15 protein-coding genes are annotated in these 18,289 nt (G+C 53.9%); 1 reads left to right on the top strand and 14 read right to left on the bottom strand.

Going from position 1 to position 18,289, the window contains the following annotated elements; translation table 11 throughout:
* The 14 genes from PA598K_RS19895 to PA598K_RS19830 form a co-directional block, all read right to left on the bottom strand.
* Positions 1 to 1,197, bottom strand: coding sequence for a hypothetical protein (locus tag PA598K_RS19895; RefSeq protein WP_128658642.1), 1,197 nt, complete (start codon positions 1,195 to 1,197; stop codon positions 1 to 3).
* Between the two features lies 1 nt (position 1,198).
* Positions 1,199 to 2,008, bottom strand: coding sequence for an ABC transporter ATP-binding protein (locus PA598K_RS19890; RefSeq protein ID WP_307719889.1), 810 nt, complete (start codon positions 2,006 to 2,008; stop codon positions 1,199 to 1,201).
* Between the two features lie 31 nt (positions 2,009 to 2,039).
* Entirely contained in the window at positions 2,040 to 2,747 is a 708-nt protein-coding gene (locus tag PA598K_RS19885) for a hypothetical protein (protein WP_221414155.1), read from the bottom strand.
* Entirely contained in the window at positions 2,740 to 3,288 is a 549-nt protein-coding gene (locus PA598K_RS19880; RefSeq protein WP_128658639.1) for an RNA polymerase sigma factor, read from the bottom strand. The genes PA598K_RS19885 and PA598K_RS19880 overlap by 8 nt, the downstream gene beginning before the upstream one ends.
* Before the next feature lie 251 nt (positions 3,289 to 3,539).
* On the bottom strand, positions 3,540 to 5,162 hold the full coding sequence (locus PA598K_RS19875; protein WP_128658638.1) for a response regulator: 1,623 nt from the start codon (positions 5,160 to 5,162) through the stop codon (positions 3,540 to 3,542).
* The gene (locus PA598K_RS19870) at positions 5,152 to 6,930 is read right to left on the bottom strand and encodes a sensor histidine kinase (protein ID WP_185602117.1); all 1,779 of its coding nucleotides are present in this window, start codon (positions 6,928 to 6,930) and stop codon (positions 5,152 to 5,154) included. The genes PA598K_RS19875 and PA598K_RS19870 overlap by 11 nt, the downstream gene beginning before the upstream one ends.
* 192 nt (positions 6,931 to 7,122) lie before the next feature.
* Complete coding sequence (locus PA598K_RS19865; RefSeq protein ID WP_128658636.1) at positions 7,123 to 8,538, bottom strand: ABC transporter substrate-binding protein; 1,416 nt, start codon at positions 8,536 to 8,538, stop codon at positions 7,123 to 7,125.
* Positions 8,539 to 8,615: 77 nt separating this feature from the next.
* Positions 8,616 to 9,476, bottom strand: coding sequence for a carbohydrate ABC transporter permease (locus tag PA598K_RS19860; protein WP_185602116.1), 861 nt, complete (start codon positions 9,474 to 9,476; stop codon positions 8,616 to 8,618).
* 13 nt (positions 9,477 to 9,489) lie between these two features.
* A complete protein-coding gene (locus PA598K_RS19855) occupies positions 9,490 to 10,401 on the bottom strand; it encodes a carbohydrate ABC transporter permease (protein WP_128658634.1) in 912 nt (303 codons plus the stop codon).
* 169 nt (positions 10,402 to 10,570) lie between these two features.
* Positions 10,571 to 14,593: a heparinase II/III family protein gene (locus tag PA598K_RS19850; protein ID WP_128658633.1), complete on the bottom strand. Its 4,023-nt coding sequence runs from the start codon at positions 14,591 to 14,593 to the stop codon at positions 10,571 to 10,573.
* A 608-nt stretch (positions 14,594 to 15,201) separates the two neighbouring features.
* A complete protein-coding gene (locus tag PA598K_RS19845; RefSeq protein ID WP_128658632.1) occupies positions 15,202 to 15,678 on the bottom strand; it encodes a WapI family immunity protein in 477 nt (158 codons plus the stop codon).
* Positions 15,679 to 15,775: 97 nt separating this feature from the next.
* Positions 15,776 to 16,165 carry a DUF3969 family protein gene (locus PA598K_RS19840; protein WP_128658631.1) on the bottom strand — a complete coding sequence of 130 codons (390 nt, stop codon included), beginning with the start codon at positions 16,163 to 16,165 and terminating at the stop codon, positions 15,776 to 15,778.
* A 147-nt stretch (positions 16,166 to 16,312) separates the two neighbouring features.
* Positions 16,313 to 17,107, bottom strand: a complete 795-nt coding sequence (locus tag PA598K_RS38095; RefSeq protein ID WP_260405507.1) for an HINT domain-containing protein — start codon at positions 17,105 to 17,107, stop codon at positions 16,313 to 16,315.
* Positions 17,108 to 17,178: 71 nt separating this feature from the next.
* Complete coding sequence (locus PA598K_RS19830) at positions 17,179 to 17,469, bottom strand: hypothetical protein (RefSeq protein WP_128658630.1); 291 nt, start codon at positions 17,467 to 17,469, stop codon at positions 17,179 to 17,181.
* Between the two features lie 152 nt (positions 17,470 to 17,621).
* On the opposite strand from PA598K_RS19830, the gene PA598K_RS19825 reads away from it, so the two are divergent.
* Positions 17,622 to 18,281 carry a hypothetical protein gene (locus tag PA598K_RS19825; protein ID WP_128658629.1) on the top strand — a complete coding sequence of 220 codons (660 nt, stop codon included), beginning with the start codon at positions 17,622 to 17,624 and terminating at the stop codon, positions 18,279 to 18,281.
* The last annotated feature ends 8 nt before the right edge of the window (positions 18,282 to 18,289 follow it).

Here is an 18,289-nt window from a genome sequence, read left to right as displayed (position 1 = left end):
TCACACCTCGGCTCGGCGTTCCCGAGTGGCGACCATAACCGCTGCTGCCATCCCCAAAAGCATAACCGCGCAACACATAATAACCTCCGGCACGTGGTATTTCGCTTGAAACCACTCATTAAATATATTATTGGTCGTTACCAATGCCGATGGAATAGACCTGGAAGCGATCCACACAATAACGAGCCCTACCGGAATCAGCTTTAACATTAACGTGACAATGTTGAAGGAATAACGCGACAACACAAACGTAAGCCCTGCAGCTCCTGTGCAAAGAGCAACAGCCATTCCGCCAAGGGCACTTACGTACTGACTAAACCATAGATCATATAACACAATTCCCCGGTCGAATGCACCGATATAGGCAGACCAGTACTTGCTGGCATCTGTGAGCAAAAAGAATAGGCCAAAGCTGACGGAGACAAGGATCAGCCCAAGCAGCCATCCGGAAAAGATGCAAGCCGCACTTTGTAGCTTCAGCATGCTGCGTCCTTTATGAGATGAGTAATGAAGAGAAGTAATGTTTCGGCGACGGTCAGTCACAACTAACGGCGACGTAATGAGAATAACCGCCATCACAGCAAACACTCCCGTTACCATTGCATAAGAACTAAAGGTGTCATGAATCGCGTAGCGAGTCAAATTTCTTTCCGTCGTATGGATGTAATGATCTTCGGCACGAGTAATAATCGAGCTGTACCCGTTGCGGTTCATGCCGATATTGCGCTCCAGAAACAAGACATAATAACCTTCAATATTATCCAAGTGCCACCATTGACTTTGCAACGTCGCGATTAACCGACTCATTACAGCACGGTCGTCATGATACCTTTTGGATTCCTCATCGCTCATACCATCCGTATTGTACTTGGTTTCAAATTCAAGATAGTCAGCCAACGTATAGACGCCGTACTTGGCATATAACGGCTCGGTAGCAATAAGAGCGTTCATTTCCTCCTCAAGCTTCGCCTTTTTCCCAGGGATATCAAAATCGGCAAGTTCTTTTGCGGAAAGGGTTATGCCATACTGGTCAAACATTTGATTTTGCCAATCTCCATAGATATTTCCATAATTATCATTATAGTCCCTTACCTCAGGCAACAAAAACGCAAACCATGTCAATACTCCCGTTACGACAATAATGAGCAGGATGCGCCAGCTCCACATTTTTTTGAGTTCACCGAGAAAGATCAACATCTCACACTTCCTCATCCCGGTAAATGTACAGAAACACATCCTCAAGGTTCGGAGAAACTTGACGAGCTATACTGCTGCAGTCGCTTTCGCTTGCGAATCGCGTAACGGTTTTGCCGTCCTCCTGATGTTCGGTGAGTGCAAGATATGGTGCTTTTACACCGGCTATGTTATTGGTTTCATAGACCTTGCCGGCGAGAGTCCCGCATATCGACGAAGGGGTATCATTGGCAAACAGCCTGTGATTTTTAAACATGATGACTCTGCTGGCGATTGTTTCGATGTCCGATACAATATGCGTCGACAGGATCACGATGCGGTCTTTGGATAGAGACGAGATCAGATTGCGGAAGCGCACGCGTTCTTTGGGATCAAGTCCTGCCGTAGGCTCGTCGAGAATCAGGATTTGGGGGTCATTCAGCATGGCTTGAGCAATGCCGACACGTTGAATCATCCCGCCTGAAAATTTTCGCATTTTCTTGTCCCTTACATCAACCAAGCCCACAAGCTCGAGCAGCTCGTCCGTTCTGCGCTTTGCCTTGCCACGTTCCATCCCTTTTACCGCCGACATATATAGCAAGAAGTCACGCGGCGAATGGTTCTTGTAATAGCCGAAGTCCTGTGGCAGATAGCCGATCATGTCACGATACGACGTATTAAGCCCGATAATATCATCGCCTTGCCACAGGATAGCGCCCTGGGTGGGAAATACCAAGGTAGTGAGCATTTTGATCAACGTCGTCTTGCCGGCGCCGTTAGGGGCCAGAAGGGCGTAGACACCGCCTGAAAATTCCAGATTGATGTCCTCCAACACGGTGAAGTCTCCGTATTTTTTCGTTACATGACTAAGCGAGAGCATATTTTTTTTCCTCCGATAACATTTTTGACAGTTGGTATGCCAGTGCAGCCGCACCCAGAATGGCAATGGCCACCGAAATAAGGATTGGCATTTCGCGCATAATCTTCTCCCACTTTTCGCCGAACGAGAATGGAAGGGCGAGATTCACGAACACCCAAACCGCCGAAAAGGTTGCATTTCCCCATTTGCCTTGCAAAAAACGCATCGCTGACAGTGCCAGTACACCACAAATGAATAGTGCCGAGAGACAAAGAGGAAGCAGCGAAAGGAATTCATATGTGCTGTCAACGCTGAAGGCCGCAATCACCGCAGTGAACAAGGCCCCAACGACTGAATAGCTAATGACCCGCAGCGCAATGATCTGCCCAATCGTGTAATGACACGTTTGCTTCAGCTCGTATAGCCCGCAAGCACGCTCCGAGGTCTCGGCGAACAACGTGACCAGCAGGAACAATAACGGGGCAAATGCAATTGCAGCGGAGTAGCGATAATCCCTGGGCACAAGCATGAACAGTGCAAATGCGACCACAATAGTGACAGCGGCAAAAATCAGGCTATAAGCCTTATCCCAGAAGATGAAACGGAAGCCCATCGTCTTGAGCATTTCCTCCATCCGTTCTTTTACGGTTGGTTGTTTGCCTAAGCCTTGAGAAAGAATATATTCGATGCTTGCATTTTTCTCCTTCTCATTCATCATCCGCAAACTCCTTTCTAAGCAGGCGTATAAGGCGATAATATTTGGACTTCACGCTTCCCTCCGGCAGTCCTAGAACATTCGCGATCTCCGAGAAGGTATACCTGGCGAAAATGTACAGCCGGAAAATCCTCTGTGTGTCCGGCGGCAGGCCACCTACGTAATCACATATCCTTTCCGTAAAATCACTATCCTCAAATTGCTGTGTGAAATCTGTTTCATCCATTGGCTTCCCATCGTCAAAAGGTACCGACTGAGTCATAGTGCGGTAGCTGCGTGAACGGTACCAGTCCACTACCTTATTCGAAGCAATCCTGTACAGCCATGTCCGAAATCCCGAGCTCCGTTTCACATCGAAATGGCCGATCGTCCTGAGCATGGAGATAAAGATCTCCTGAGTCAGATCGAGAGCAACATCTGCATTCGAAATTTGTTTCCTCACAAAGCCGTGTATTTCATCATAGTAATGTCGCACCAGTTCATCGGCGGCGGTGAGGTCGCTTTTTCGCCGAATTCTCTTGATTAGGCGCAGTTCGTCCAACCACACCGCCTCCTTCTTGCCTGTCCGCCTATATATTCGTAGCAGAGATAATAATAGTTTCAACTAAAAGAAGAACTTTAACGCTGCGACAATCTTATATCCGCCGCTTTTACATGACCAGGCAATTGTTCGAAAAGCGTTTTATGCGTTCTGAAACGCGCTGCGAGTCGTTATACAACAAAAAGAGCCATGCAGGATAAAAAAATACCCACATGACTCTTATGTTTCAAGTCCGCTTGCGAAACTGCAGCTTAAAACGTATCGCTCCGCAACGAACGGTATTCGGACAGATTCATCCCGGTGTACTTCTTGAAGACCTTGTTGAAGTAGCGGCTGTCGGTATAGCCTACCGCATTCGCCACCTCGTACACCTTGATGCCGTGCTCGGACAGCAGACGCTTGGCACGGTCGATGCGCAGTCGGGTCAGGTAGTCGCTGATCGTCTGCCCGGTCTCCTCCTTGAACAAGCTGCATATATAATTGGGCGACAAAAACACCATCTCCGATAGCCGCTTCAAGCTTAACGGCTCTTGATAATGCTCCTGCAGGTGCGCGATAATCTGTCCGACCCACCGCTGCTGGCCAGCCTCACCATGCTCCCCCTCCAGGCGATGCGCTGCGATCTCCTGCAATAGCCGGGTTAGCTCCGCCGCGATATCCGGCAACGTCTGCTGTCGCTTCAACTGCTGCCACAGCTCGTATTCCGTCAGCGGCCCCTCCTTCCGGCCAGACGCCAGACCTCCCCACTCGCGGGACACATGGTCGATCAGCTTCATGCCCAGCAGGACGGCGTAGTCGACCTCGTTGCGCTGCAGCGCCGGGCTCAACGCCTGCCGGACGGCGGCTGCGATGCCGTCGCGATCTCCCTCCCGCATCGCCTTCAGCAGCTCCGGCTCGCTAGGCTCCGGGCAAGCGGCGGCCCCGTCCTGCGGCTGTGTCAGTTCGTCGGCGAGGATGATCGCGCCGAGGCCCACGATCGTCTTGTGCTTGACGGCGGCCATCGCGGACTGGAACGACGCGGGCAAGCTCTGCCCATCCGGGCTGCGCGTCCCGATGCCAAAGGAGAAGTCTGCCTGGAAGCGCGCGGCAAGCCGCGACTGTAGCTCGCTGCATAGCTGCTTCAGCAAGACCGGCGAATCGACGCCATCCTGCAACTCGGCAAACTGCGCAATCCAGGCGAGCTGGCCGGGGGATAACACGAACACCTCGCCCATCAGCCCGCACTGCTCCTCCAGCTCAGCTTTGGCCGCATACAGAGAGGCCTCTCCATGGGCCGCAGGATCAGGCGTCACCCGCCCATCGAGGTCGATCACGATAGCGCAGCAAGGCAGAGTCGGCGATAGCTGCAGCTGCAAATACCGCGCTTTCTCCTCGATCAGCGACCGATCCGCGATCCCCCCTGCGGCCAGCTCCCGCAAGAAACGCTCGCGCAGCAGCGGCAAGCCCTCGTTCAGACGATTGTGCAAGCGCCGTTGCTCCTCCCGCTCCTGCTGCAGCTTGCTCACCTGGTCCCTGATCTCCAGCACCTTGGCCACCAGCACATCCGGCATCGCCGGCTTCAGCAAGTAGTCGGCTGCCCCGTAGCGCACCGCCTGCTGCGCATAGGCGAACTCGTCATAGCCGCTCAGGACGATGACCTTGGCCTCCTCATCGAGGCAGCGTATATGCTGCATCAGCTCCAGGCCATCCAGCTTGGGCATGCGAATATCGGTCATGACGATCTCCGGGCGATGCGCATCGTACATCATCCGCGCCTGCTGACCGTCGCGCGCCGCCCCGACAATCTCGATGTTATACGCGCTCCAATCGACGATATGCAGGATGCCCTCCCTGATGATCTGCTCGTCGTCGGCAATCAACATTTTAACTCGCATCGTTCACCTCCTCCGGCATGCCTGCCAGCAGCCTCACCTGTATTCTTGTGCCCCGCGCGCCATGGCGCGGCACCGTAAACGTCAAGCCGCAAGCCTCGCCATAGTAGAGCTTGATCCGTTCATTGACGTTATGCAGTCCATACCCTTGCCCTTCTGCCCCCGTCGCCTGCCGAAGTCGTTCATTCATCGCCTCGCCATCGCAGCCAACCCCGTTATCCTCCACATCCAGCAGCAGGTAGTCCCCATCGACCGAGACATCGATGGTGATCAGACCGGGATCATCCAGCTCGCGAAAGCCATGCAGGATCGCATTCTCTACGAGCGGCTGCAGCAGCAGCTTGAGCATGCCCAGTCGCTCGGTCCCGGGCGCCAGCTGCACCTTCAGCTCGAATTCATTGCCGAAGCGTATTTTCTGGATCGCAACATAACAGTCTACATGCTGCAGCTCATGGCTCACGGTCGTCATCTCATGACTCTTGTTCAGGCTCAGCCGGAACAGGGTGGCCAGCGAGGTGACCATCCTGCTGATGTCCATCGCCTTGTAGCGCGTGGCCGCCATCCAGTTGATCGAATCGAGCGTATTGTACAGGAAATGCGGATTGATCTGATGCTGAAGCGCTTTCAGCTCGGCTTCTCTCATCTTCTTGCTCGTGGCGTGAATCGTCTCCAGCTGCTGCTGCAGCTCATCGGACATCCGGTTAAAATGAGTGTACAGCTGGCTGATCTCATCGCGGTTGCGCCCCTCGAGCACGACCTGCGTGCCTAACTGCCCCCGCTCCAGCTTGCGCATCGCCTGGATCAGGTGTCCGATGCGCCGGGCAAACCAGCCCGATGTATAGATCGAATACACGATCGCAATGCCAAAGCACAGCAGCGCAATAATAATCGTGGCGTTACGAACGACGGTTACCGTATTGCGGAGCTCACGCGCATTGTGAAATCCGACCAGCTTCCATGGCGTGCCCTCGATCGTCTGATAGACGAACAGATACTCCTCGCCATCCACCTTGGCCATAAAGTCGCCTGCCGTCTGGCCCAGGATCGCGCTGGCGTAAGGCTTGCCCGACAGGTCCTCGCCTAACAGCGACTTGTCGTGATGGGACACCACCTTGCCGTCATTGTCCATCAGGAATACAAATCCCGCCTGCCCAAACTTCACGTCATCAACAATGCCCCACAGCTTACGCTCCGGCATACTGACCGTCATGACGCCAAGCTCCGTCAAATTCTCCTTGTCGCGAACCAGGCGCAGCAGGGTAACATACGGCTCGTCTCGCATGAGCTGGGGCAGCAGCGGCTCCGACGTCCACAGCATGCCGCCAGGGCTGCGCAAGAGCGCCCGGTACGCTGCGGTATCCTCCAGCAGGTCCAGCGGACGCAGCTCGGCCATCTCAAAGCCGCTCGGGAACTGCCCGCGATCCGGGTAAAACAGGCGGACCGTATACATCTCCTGATAACGCGTCACATTGGCAAGATCCTCCCGCAGCTCCTGGACATCGTCCTGGAGCTGCTCCCATGTGGCCGCCGTCTGTCTGCCCATCATGCGCTGGACGGCCGGATTAATATAGACCACCGTCGAGAGCTCGACCGCTTGGCTGATATGGGTGCCGATGTTCTGGTTCACGAGCTGGACGGTCTGCCTGACCGAGTGGCTAACCTCGTCCTCGATCGCCTGGCTCACCCGATGGAACGAGAATACCCCCACCAGCAGCGCAGGCACCAGAATGGCGAGCAGGAAGGAGAACAGCAATCGTTTGAAAAGAGACATAGGCCACCTCTGCCGTTCATTCGTTGTCCACATTGTAGCGATTTTGCCGCGCCTTGACAATGCTTGTCTGCTGCAAGCAAGCGGCGCATCGGCGGTCTACCCGCCCCAAGCGCCCAGGTTAGCAGCTCGTCGACGGTCGATACGGCGGCGAGGCCTTCCGCGCCAAGCCGGAAGACCTCATCCTACCTTGCCTTATTGCAGCTGGAGCGGGTCGAATCCAGCGATCGTAAACTTCGCCCGGTCAAAATCGCCCTCTGCCGCTCCCAGCTCGAAGGCCGCATTATAACGCGCCGTCAAATCTGCCAGCGCCTCATCCACCGCACGAGCGCCGGTGATCACCCCGATCGCCACGCTCTGCATGTTGTCGCCCTGGAGACGCAAGCCCGGCGGGAACGGCGGCCATACCGCATCGGTCGGCTTGATCTGGAAGGGCTCCAGATATGGGATCTCCGCCTGATACGACGGATTGTCCGCTACCTCGCTCAGGAGCGATATCGAGCCGTCCACCTTGCGCAGCTCTCCGGCGAATGCGGTGGAATGGATGAACTCCATCGCCTTCCATACCTTATCCTTATCCTTGGAGGAAGCCGACATCATGTAGCCCGAGCCCGTCTGGATGATCGGCTTGCCCTTGGCCTTGCCGTCGATGGTTGGGAAGTCGGCGACGCCGATCTCGAAGCCGATATCCATCGCAGCATAGATGCCCGGGTCCCAGGAGGCCGCGCCGATCATGCCGATCGCCCCCTCCGCGAACTTGGCGCGCCCCTGGTCGCCGTTAATGAGCAGCGCGCCCTCCAGCAGACTGCCATCCTGCTCCATGCCGGCGAACAGCTCCAGCACCGGCTTGTAAGGGGCAAAGTCGAACTCGCCCTTGCCATGATCGAAGCCGCGGGCAAGTCCGATGGCGGCATGGCCGATGCCGTTGAAGATCGATACGTCGAGGTTATACCCGTCTCCCAAGGGCAAGCCATAGCCGGCGGCATCCGTCGCCTCCGCGATCGCCCTCGCATCGTCGCGAAGCTCGGCGAAGGTCGCAGGAGGCGCCTCCGGATCCAGCCCGGCCTGCTCGAACAATTGCTTGTTGTACATCAGCCTGTACGTCGATGCCGTATCCGGCAACGTATACACCTGGCCGTTGATCAGGTTGTTGCCCTCTACCCATACGCCATCGCGGAAGCGGCTGCGGAATTCATCCGTGACATACTCGTCGAGCGGCTGCGCCCATTTGTTGTCCGCCCATTTGCGCGTACCCGACGGCCCGGTAATGGTGAAGATGTCCGGCCCTTCCCCGCTGGTGAAGGCCAAGCTCAACACATCATTATACTTATCGGCCACCACGTTCAATTGAATCTCGATGTGATCTTCATTCGTAGCGTTGTAGGCGTTGATCAGCTCCGTCATTTTGTCCTTCAGGTTGCTCTGATGCGACCAGAACTTGACGACCGTCTTGTCTTGCTGCTTGGCCGGGGGCGCCAGCTCCTTGCTGCCGGAGCCTTCATCGCCCCCGGACGGCGATGATCCTCCCGAGCAGCCGGCGATAGCCAGACAGAGTGCGACGAACGTCAGCGGCAACGCGAAGCGGTTCTTTTGTTTTGTCATAGATTGCATGGTGTGAATAGCCTCCCTTTGATGATGGTCTATATATGAGATCCGTCGGCAGATGTCGCTTGCCGCCCGGCGCTCTGTCAACCCTTGATCGCGCCTGCTGTCATGCCGTTGATGAAGAAGCGGTTCGCCCAGAGATAGATGATCGCCATCGGGATGATCGACATACAGGAGCCCGCGATCAGCAGATCCCACTGCACCCCTCCCTGAGCGCCCGATACATAAGCCAGCGAAGTGACGCCGACCGACAGCGGCCGGTTGTCCGGAATCGTCAGTGTCAGGGCCAGCGGCAGCATATAGCTGTTCCAGGTACCCTGGAACGTGATGAGCGCGACTACGCCGACAATCGGCTTAATGACAGGGAAAATAATTTTGGCATAGATGCCGAACACGCCGCAGCCGTCCATCACCGCCGACTCGTCGAGCTCCTTCGGGATGCCTTTGAGATAGCCCATGACGAGCAGCGTAGTGAAGATGACCGATCCGCCCAAGGTCGCGAGTATGAGCCCCAGCAGCGTGCGATGCAGCCCCGCCTTGACGACGATGAGGAAGACCGGATAGATCGTGACCGCCCCGGCGACAAACATCGAGAAGTAAAAGCTGCCCAGCATCAACGTTCGCCCGGGAAACGACTTGCGCTGAAAGCAATACCCCAGCATCGTCGAGAATAAAACCGTCACCGCCGTAACGATGCCCGCATACACCAGGCTGTTCACCGTATACCTTGAGAAGTTGCCCGCTTGCCAGGCATGAATATAATTGTCCAGCGTCATCGACTGCGGGAAAATCCGCATGCCCCCCGTCAGCAGCTCCTGCGTCGTCTTAAAGGAGGCCAGGAACACGTACAGGACCGGGAACAGGACGACCAAGGTTGTCGCGATCATGAACCCATACAGCAGCAGACGGGTCGACAGGCGGGATAGTCGCCAGGAATAAGCCATCTTGTCCTCTCCTTTACTCATGGTCGCCAAGCTTCTTCGACAGGATGAAGTAGATGGCTGCCACCAGGCTGATGATGAGGCACGCCACGATGCTGGCCGAGGCCGCATACCCTTGCTGTGCGCGATAGCCCTCCTGCTCGAAGAAATAATTAAAGATGTAGGTGACCATCGTCTCCGAGCCGTGATTGGGCTGGCCCCTCGTCAGAACATTGACCAGGTCGAAAATTTTCAACCCGTTCAGAATGCCAAGCATGATAATGATCTGCAGCATCTTGCCGAGCTGCGGAATCGTAATAAAGACGAGCCGCTGCCACTCATTCGCGCCATCGATCTTGGCCGCTTCGTACAGCTCCTGGGGGATGCGTTGGAGGCCGGCCAGGATGAGCGTCATATTGTAGCCGAGCCCTTGCCATACCTCGATCAGGATCAACGTCAGCAGCGCCGTGCCGGCCGAGGCGAGGATATAGATCGGCTTGTCGACGATGCCCAGACCGACGAGCAGGCCGTTAATGATGCCGGTATCCGGGGCAAGCATAATCCGGAAGACCACGCCGACCACTGCCGTACTGATCAGAATGGGGAAGTAGAGCGCCGTCCGAAAAAACACCCGCCCCTTCAGCTGCCCGTTCAGAATGACTGCGAACAGCAAGGCCAGCGGCGTCCCCAAGGCCAAACCGCCGAACGTCAGGATCAGCGTATTGCCAACCGCCTGCCACCAGACGTTGTCCTGCATCAAGCTCTGAAAATTGCGCAGTCCGACGAAGCTCGCCCGTACCCCGTCATAATCATAAAAGGAGTAGCGCAAAATCCATAGCAAGGGAAATAAGACGAAGATTACGAATAACAAGTAGGGAACCGACACCATCAAGTAGATGGAAGCCAGCTCCCTTGTTCTGGCCCGCTTAAGCGTCATGGTCTGCCTCATGGTTTTCTCCCTTTCCACTATCCGACTGGCTCGGTATACCGTAGCGCTTAAGTCTATTGTAGTGGAAGCGTTTTATCTGCGAAATGAGGCGACATTCAGATTTTGTGTTGCAAATTCCGATCCTTCAAGCCGCGCCCGCCTCCGAGCCTTACTCTCCTTGCTGCGCCTGCTATTCCGGAGAGAGCGTCAGGCGGATATCCCATTTCGCCACATCATTTTGCGCATTCGCGATCCGGTTCGTCACAAACGACAGCACATCCCCCTTCTCCACCTGGATCGTCTGATCGATGGCAATTCCGGCTGTATCCGCCTTGTTCACGACATGCCAGCCCGCAGTTGGCCACACCGGGCTATCGTTATTCAGGATGCGCACCTGGAAGTCGTCGCCTCCCCGGAACTCGTTTTGGCTCGCTACCTGCGCAGTCATATGCACCTGTCCGGCAGACGGCGCCTCCCATTTGACCACGGCATCGGAGCCAGTGCCCGGGATGATATATTGCCGCGTGATCATCGCCGAGCTGGCCGAGGCATTTTGCACCCATCGATTCGGGAGCAGCTGGGTCACCTTGAAATCATCGAAATCGGCATTGAGCGGCTGGCTGGCTGCCTGGGTGTTCATCGCGTGCAGTCCGAGCAATAATCGATCCGAAGGAATATGGAGCAGCGGGCCTAGCTGCAGCCAGCTCACGCCATCGCCGCTATATTCCGCCCGGAGCACAAGCCCGGTCTTCGTGACGCGCAGATAGATGTCCTGTCCAACAAATGGGTCCGGCACGTAAGGCTCATTCGACCGGTAGAACGTATTGGCGTCCGTCTGGAACTCCCTTGTCAGCCGCACCACATGGCCGCCCAGTCCAGAATGGTAGGCGCGTTCGAGCTTGATATAATAGTCATCGTCTCCATAGAGCAGCAGACCTGCCGCCTGATAATTATGCGACGGGTTGAAGCTCAGCTTCGTCTCGGCCCTGTAATCCGGGTGAAACGGCGTCTGGACGATCAGATTGCGCTGTCCGACGCTGCCCGCCCATATATCGCCAGGCTGCGTCTTGATCCGCAGCTTGCCGGGCGCCTCCGTCACCGTCCAGTAGGGGCGGTCCTCGTGTATGACCTGCCAATGGCCGCGCATCGCCGGGGAGTTGAAGTCATCGGTGCCGAAGCCCCAGCCGCCCTCGCCTGCCGGCAGATACGTATAGGGCTGCCCCGACCCGCCCTCCGTCTCGAACCGCCAGCCGCTCTCGCCCGTCTGCGAGCCAAAGTCGCGCTGGAAGTCGTACACGACGGCAGCCGAACGCACGGCATAGATGTAGTCGCCGTCCCTCGCGAAGGGGACCGCCTGGCCATTGACAGTAACCGCTGTGGCATCGGGCGCATAGATGGCGATCGCCGTCGCGCTGTCCGTATCCTGGACTAGCTGACTGCCGTCCATCTCCAGCGTCTGTCCTTGCCAGGCAATCGCCAGATCCTCGATGGGAGCGGGCGAGCTCACCAATTGCACTTGATCTTGCCGGACCAGGCTGCCCCGATACATGGACAAGGAATCGACCGCTTGCCCGGCATCCTGCTCGATATAAGCCAGCTTGCCGTCGAATTGGAACCCGTCGAAGCTAGCCAGGCCCGGCTCCGGCTTGCTGCGGGAAAGGTAGTAGAGCGCAGTCCTCCCCCCGTCATCGAGATCGATGCGCATCGCCGTCGATTGCGGCGCGGCTGGCGTAACCGGCACAACGGCTGTCGAGATGCTGCGCGTCTCCCCGGGCTTGGTCGGATACAGCACCGTATCGAAGGTCACCGGTCCCGCCGAGGTTTTGCGATAGCTTGCATATTGCATATTCGGGCTCGACGTCTGATCATAGTAGCCGTCCTTGAGCTGCGCGGAGCTGAGGGCGCCGGCGTCCAGCGGCACCACCTGAATATTCGCCTCCCCCGCGAATTGCGTCGTCATCCGTCCGCTAGACGGGTCCAGCGTCGGATTAGCTCCGGGCAAGGTGTGCCAGTTCTGATGATAGTCATGCACGCCGTCGACCGTATCGCTGCTCACCGCATCCGACACGATCCAATAGTTCGGCCGCACGAACAGGACCGACCGCGTATGCTCGAACCCCGCCGTCGCATACGTCGTCCCTTCCGTAAAGTCGAATTTGTCGTTCGTCTGAAAGTAATCCACCGTATCCTCGTCCGTCCCGGACAGGTTATGATACTTGTGCTGCAGACGGTCATCGATCTGAATCGTATTGTGCGAGGCCGGATTGTCGAACTGCCAGCGCGAGATCGGATTGTGCGGGAGATAGTCATTGACTCCTGTATCCGTCAGCAGCACCTTGCCGTAAGCATAAGCGATCAGCGCATTCTGATCCATATGGCCGTGGCTGCCCGTGCTGAGGTTGTAGTGCAGATAGCGGTCCTCCTCCTCCCAGCCGGAGCGCATAACGACATGCTTGGTGTCTGGCGCATAGGTGGACGTGTACGCGGGCTTGCTCCCCTCCGCGCCCCGGGTGGCGACATACTTGAGCTCCTGATCGCCGAACCGGTCCGCGATCTGGCTATACCAGGACAGATGGTCGTCGTTGTACCCGCCATCGCCATAGACCGGACTGTAGCCATTGGGCAGCGTGAACGCCATCATGAATCGCGCCATGTTGGCAATCGTATCCTTGAAGGACTGCGTCATCTCATCCCCGTACAGGTCGCCAAGCCGGACGAAATCATAAAACGACTGCATGGAGACAAGCGAATAATTGTAGGACGCTTCGTGATAGCCGCCATCCGGGAACACGAGCGCAGACATCTTGTCATCGATCCGCTGCTTCTGCGTGGCAATCCAGTCTGGCGAGTCCGCAAACTCGGGGAAATACAAGGCTGCCGCATAGATCGAGCGAGCCTCCAGGATGCCCCAGTTGCCGCCGCCCTGCGCAACCGGATCAAATGCAAGCCAGTCTTGCGTCTGCCAGATGTTCTTGAGGAGCGTAGTGAGCGCATCCGCCGTAAAATGCGGCGACAGGTAGAGCTGCTGCATCATGCGCGGCACGACCATAGAACGGAACGATACGTCTAGGCTGCGGCTGTTGCCGGGCGTGCTGCTGAACAGGTAGGCGTCGGGCATGCTCATAAAATCGAGCATAATCGCGATCGCCGCCTCGGCATACGCCTCGTTGCCCGTCGCCGTATACGTCCCCACCAGGTCGCCAAAAAACTGAAACCGGGAATTAATCATGTGGTATTCGGCCTGCGCGCCCGCCGGATATTGCCAATCGTTGCCCCCCGGGAGTCCGTTGTAGGAATAAATGTCGGCACTCATATTCGACCAGGTGAGCGTAGGCTCCGCATACCCGCGCGTGTTGCTCACGACCAGAATATCCATACTCGCGCTGCCGGTGGCGCTCCCATACAGCTTAAGCTGCGCCTCGTCGATGGGAGCGCCAAGCGAAGCCGGCAGCTCGAAGGTCAGATAGGCTCGGCGCGACTGGCCGTCGTAAGCCGCATCGGCGGCGATCCCGCTGTCCTGGACATACAGATAGGACTCGGAGCCAAAGGACTGATCCATCTGCCCGGCATGCACATAGGTGTCCTGCGAGGCCGGGATCGCGATCAACTGACCGTCCACCATCAGCTCCAGCTGCGGCCCGTCTGTCGCATGCTCCCTGCTATGAAACTGCGCCACAGCCTGGTCGTCCTTATCACGCCCCATCAGCATATAGCTGACCTCGCGACCGCCCGCGCCGCTCACGCTCCTCACATGCTCGCCCACATCGACCGCTACCGTCGCCTCCGCGCTGCCCACCGTGAACACGGCTTGGGGCAACGCCGTCCCTCCAGCCCGCCAAAAAAAATAATCCGCGATCAGGTCCGCATAAAACGGCCGATTCGACAGCAGCGGGAACGCCGTAAAGCCGCTGCGCGCCTGATAATAGGCCAACAGCTCCGTCTTGGCCAGGGCATAATCCCCCTGCTTGACGGCGGCTTCTACCGGACCAAGCCCCCCGTCGTACGCATAGTTGAGCTTGCCCGCGCTGGCCCAGGCTTGGCCCGCTGCATTCCATATCCCGAACAGCTCTTCATCCGTCAGATGCCCTTGCGCATTTACGGCCGCGACCTTCTCGACCATCCCCCACATCGGCCACCCAGGCGCGATCCATACGACCAGACATAACACAGCAACCAGGCTCCTTCTCATGATGACTCTCCACGCTTGCTTCATCCTGTTCACACTCCTCGGAATGGGTTATCGCCTTCAAGTAAACGCTTGCAAACTAAAGGTTATCCTGCCTCGTGCCTCCCCGTAAACGGGAGACCCTTCCGATTTGGTGTTGTAGATTCGGATAAAGGGCAAAAAAACGGGGTTTGTGCCCGCTTGGCGAGGCTTCTGGGCATGCAAAAGGCCGTACGGCAGAATCTGCGATCTCCGTCCGGTCTTTTATAGAATGGGGAAGTCATTCTCCTCCAAACGAAACGAATTATTAATCACCACATTCCAAAGCTCGAATTGAACCCTTCCAGAAAACATATGGGACGCAGGAAAATGGACTCTGGCGTCCATACTATGAATTCTCAAAAATAGATCTCGGGTGATATTCAATTTAACTTGCATCGGTAGTAGACGGCGATACTGCGATTAATTCGCTCACCCATATATGAGGCACCCGTTCAGCCCGTTCTTCTTGATGGAGCAAATTATTCACCGCCTGAGTCGTTAGTGTTGAAATTCCTTCACAAATCATTTGTTCATTACCGAATATTTCTATTTTCGAAATCCTCTCAAACCAACAAATGACCTTGAGAATTCCATCCTCAAGGCCAAAATATCTGCTACGTATGTTGGAGTATCTGTTTTAATTCTTGTTCAAGACTGTCAGTAAAGATAATAAGAGAATCCAGTGTTGTACTGAATCTGAACCCCCTATCGACATGATGAATCTTCCCCAATGTCCGTGAAGCCTCAAACATCCATACCGTACATTGTATTTCATTCTCCTCAACTAATTCACAGAATTCCAACTCATAAAAAAACTCAAACGTTGATATTTCTTTTTTTTCAAACGTGTTCTTTTCTTTTTTTTCTTTAATCAAAGCCCTTAACTTCGAAAACATTAAATTCACTTCAAACAAATTTAATTTCGGGTTTACCTTAGGATGCATATTATATGTTTCATTGAATACACATACTTCAAAATCAATAGGAACCCAGTTATTGATATCGTCCTCATATTGCATTATTACTGAAGACCTTTGATGAAAAGACAACTTTAAATGTGTGTCTCCTGTTGTATTTAGAAGTTGAGCCAAACATATTCCTCCCACTTTAAAAGTCATGTTATCTCATGTTTTCTTGCTTCTGGTGTAAAAGAAAGACCTTGAGGAGGGCCGCCCCAAGGTCTTTGAATCATTCGTCAAATTTGTTGAGCCAATACATCGACTTTTCTGTACTAGGCAAGGATTTAAGTAAATCTAATGTCTCTTTCTTTTTTAGTTTAAGTGCATTTTGCAGCTTATCGGGAGCTATATCACGAATATCCTCCAACATACAGCACTCTTCAAACAATTCGATCGTTTTCTTATTTACATTATTTTTTTTCAGAAATTGTGCTACAGAAGGACGGTAAAGATACGCATATGCATCTTCAAATGTTAATGCCCCTTCAAGCAAGGAATCAAGCATGCCAAGATTTAATATACATAAAAACCTTTGAATTTCGTCTGAATGCTTCAATTCAATTTGTAAATTCAACATATCACCCTTTATTATGGCATTTGACTTGATGAGTTGCCCCAATCATTTTTCACCTTAACATTAAACACTTGACCTGATTGACTTTGAAAGTAATGTATAGAGACTTTTTTGCCGTTTGCATCCACACCATGCTTGTAAATCATGTTCCAGATTCAATTGCTCGTAATTCCTCCAGTAATGGTCCATTGTTCACTTTATTTTTAACAGTTCCGTTTTAGCAGCTGAGAATCCTTTTGGGTATAGAGGTGCATCTTTAATTGATTTATATACATTTTGCAATGCACAGTTATGAACCCAAATCCCAAGATTGGACACAAAATACGAATGGAAATCAGCAACCTCAAAGTTGTAAACAGTTGCTTCTCGTGGCTCTTTTTCAATCTTGTCTATTGCCAGTTTAGTACCGTCACTTGAAACAAGCAAGTCGACAACCTTAAGGTCTTTAACAAATGTCCATCCCTTACCATCCAACCAGAACGGATGCTCTGCCGTTGCTTCAATAACTTCATTGCCAATGTAAACCTTGTAGATTTCGTCATCCTGTTTCTGGAACAGCCCGACAACCTCTCTATATGCCACTTCCCCGGTTTCGTCAGACTTAGCGAGAACCTTATCCCCGATCTCGATTTCCTCAATCGGTTTCTCCCCTTCGTCCGTAAGCACTTTAGTACCTGCGGTGAAGCAATTGCACGCTTTGAGCGTCTTGTTGACGACCTTGCCCTCTTTGTTCGCCCATTTTACGATTAGCTTGCCACCCTTGACGAATTTGCCTACAGGCAAGAAGCCCGATGCGGCCATAGCCTTATCGAAGTTGGAGGACTTAGGATCAACAAGCGTGCGCAAATCGTCCATGATCAGGAAGTCGGCTGTAGCCTTCGCTCCCTTCTTGACCATGACCCAGGTATCATTTACCCATTTCCACACGTTCCCGCTCGGGTCGACGTAGATTAAAGGGGTGTTATAAACATAAGTATAGTAGTTCAAGAACGGGTTTTCTACCGTTTCTCGCGTCGTTCGCGGATTGCCCCACAAGTCGTAGCTGAAGGTGTTCAGCGCTACGTCGCCCGCGACATCTCGTAGCTCTTCACCCCATTTTCGATCCGTTCATACAACAGTCCATCGTCGTTGTAGTGATAAGCGACTTCATTGCCATTATACCAAGCCGTGATCAAGCGGTTCTGCGAATCATACACATACTCAGACTCGTTGATGTCCAGCATGCTCGGGATATCCGTCGCCAAGGTCGTTCGGTTATGCCGGGCGTCGTAGCTGTAGACTTTATTGAATGGAATGGCTGTGGTGTTGATATTCCCGTCATCCGTATATTTTATTTCATTCCTTTGCACATCTTCAATGTTCCCACTCCCCCTTCCCCTTCAAGCCCTACTCGGACAACAAGCGCTTGGCGCGAAACAAAAAGGACCAGAAACTCATTTACGATTCCAGAACGTTCGTGTTACAATTATTGGAATATCTTTTGACCCTAAGGGGTGATGTTGTGAAAGTGAGGTTTTTAGTGGGAATTGCTGCAGTCCTAGTTATTGTAGGGATTGGAGTGATGGGGTGCGCGAATAGATCAACGACTTCCGAAGGAGTAGCGGTCCATCCGATACCAACATCCGACACGACTAAAGACATCGCTCAGGACACTACTAAGTACACTGCCAAGGACACCACTCAAGATAGAGCTAAGGCGGCTGGTCTGCAGCGGTTAACTGAAAAAATACCCAATTACGACGAAAACGGGGAACTGAGATCCTATACGTTGATTCGCGGCGAGCTTCCATCCGATTCCGAATGGTCGGCATTTCTTTTAAAGATAACGACCGAAGATGACGTTAATAAACAGCTTTCCCTGGCGTATGGTCGACTCAATGGGCTTGTCGGTGCTTATGAAAATTACAAGCAGTTTGCTCCTCAGGAATGGTCCTACCATTCTGTATTGAATTTTTTTAGACCCGGACTATACGACCGGCTTGCAGAGGTTACCTCAGACACCGATAAGGCCAATACTTTGAGAAAGGTCGCCGAGCTTATCACCCTGCCACACATTCATGCTTACGCCAGTACTATTGACGATCTTCAGGTAACGCCAGACGACATCAAGGCATTGCAAGATGTTTATAATCTTATTAAAACAATAACCCTCGCCGAATAGCGAGGGTT

The sequence above is a fragment of the Paenibacillus sp. 598K genome, assembly GCF_003851045.1.
GTDB lineage: Bacteria > Bacillota > Bacilli > Paenibacillales > Paenibacillaceae > Paenibacillus_D.
Note: the sequence above shows the minus strand (reverse complement) of the source record. Positions and strands in the feature narration are given on the sequence as shown.

Excerpts from the sequence above, each read along its gene's own strand:
- PA598K_RS19895 (WP_128658642.1), bottom strand. The coding sequence starts at position 1,197 with ATGTTGATCTTTCTCGGTGAACTCAAAAAAATGTGGAGCTGGCGCATC.
- PA598K_RS19885 (WP_221414155.1), bottom strand. The coding sequence starts at position 2,747 with ATGAATGAGAAGGAGAAAAATGCAAGCATCGAATATATTCTTTCTCAA.
- PA598K_RS19875 (WP_128658638.1), bottom strand. The coding sequence starts at position 5,162 with ATGCGAGTTAAAATGTTGATTGCCGACGACGAGCAGATCATCAGGGAG.
- PA598K_RS19870 (WP_185602117.1), bottom strand. The coding sequence starts at position 6,930 with ATGTCTCTTTTCAAACGATTGCTGTTCTCCTTCCTGCTCGCCATTCTG.
- PA598K_RS19865 (WP_128658636.1), bottom strand. The coding sequence starts at position 8,538 with ATGCAATCTATGACAAAACAAAAGAACCGCTTCGCGTTGCCGCTGACG.
- PA598K_RS19860 (WP_185602116.1), bottom strand. The coding sequence starts at position 9,476 with ATGGCTTATTCCTGGCGACTATCCCGCCTGTCGACCCGTCTGCTGCTG.
- PA598K_RS19855 (WP_128658634.1), bottom strand. The coding sequence starts at position 10,401 with ATGAGGCAGACCATGACGCTTAAGCGGGCCAGAACAAGGGAGCTGGCT.
- PA598K_RS19850 (WP_128658633.1), bottom strand. The coding sequence starts at position 14,593 with ATGAAGCAAGCGTGGAGAGTCATCATGAGAAGGAGCCTGGTTGCTGTG.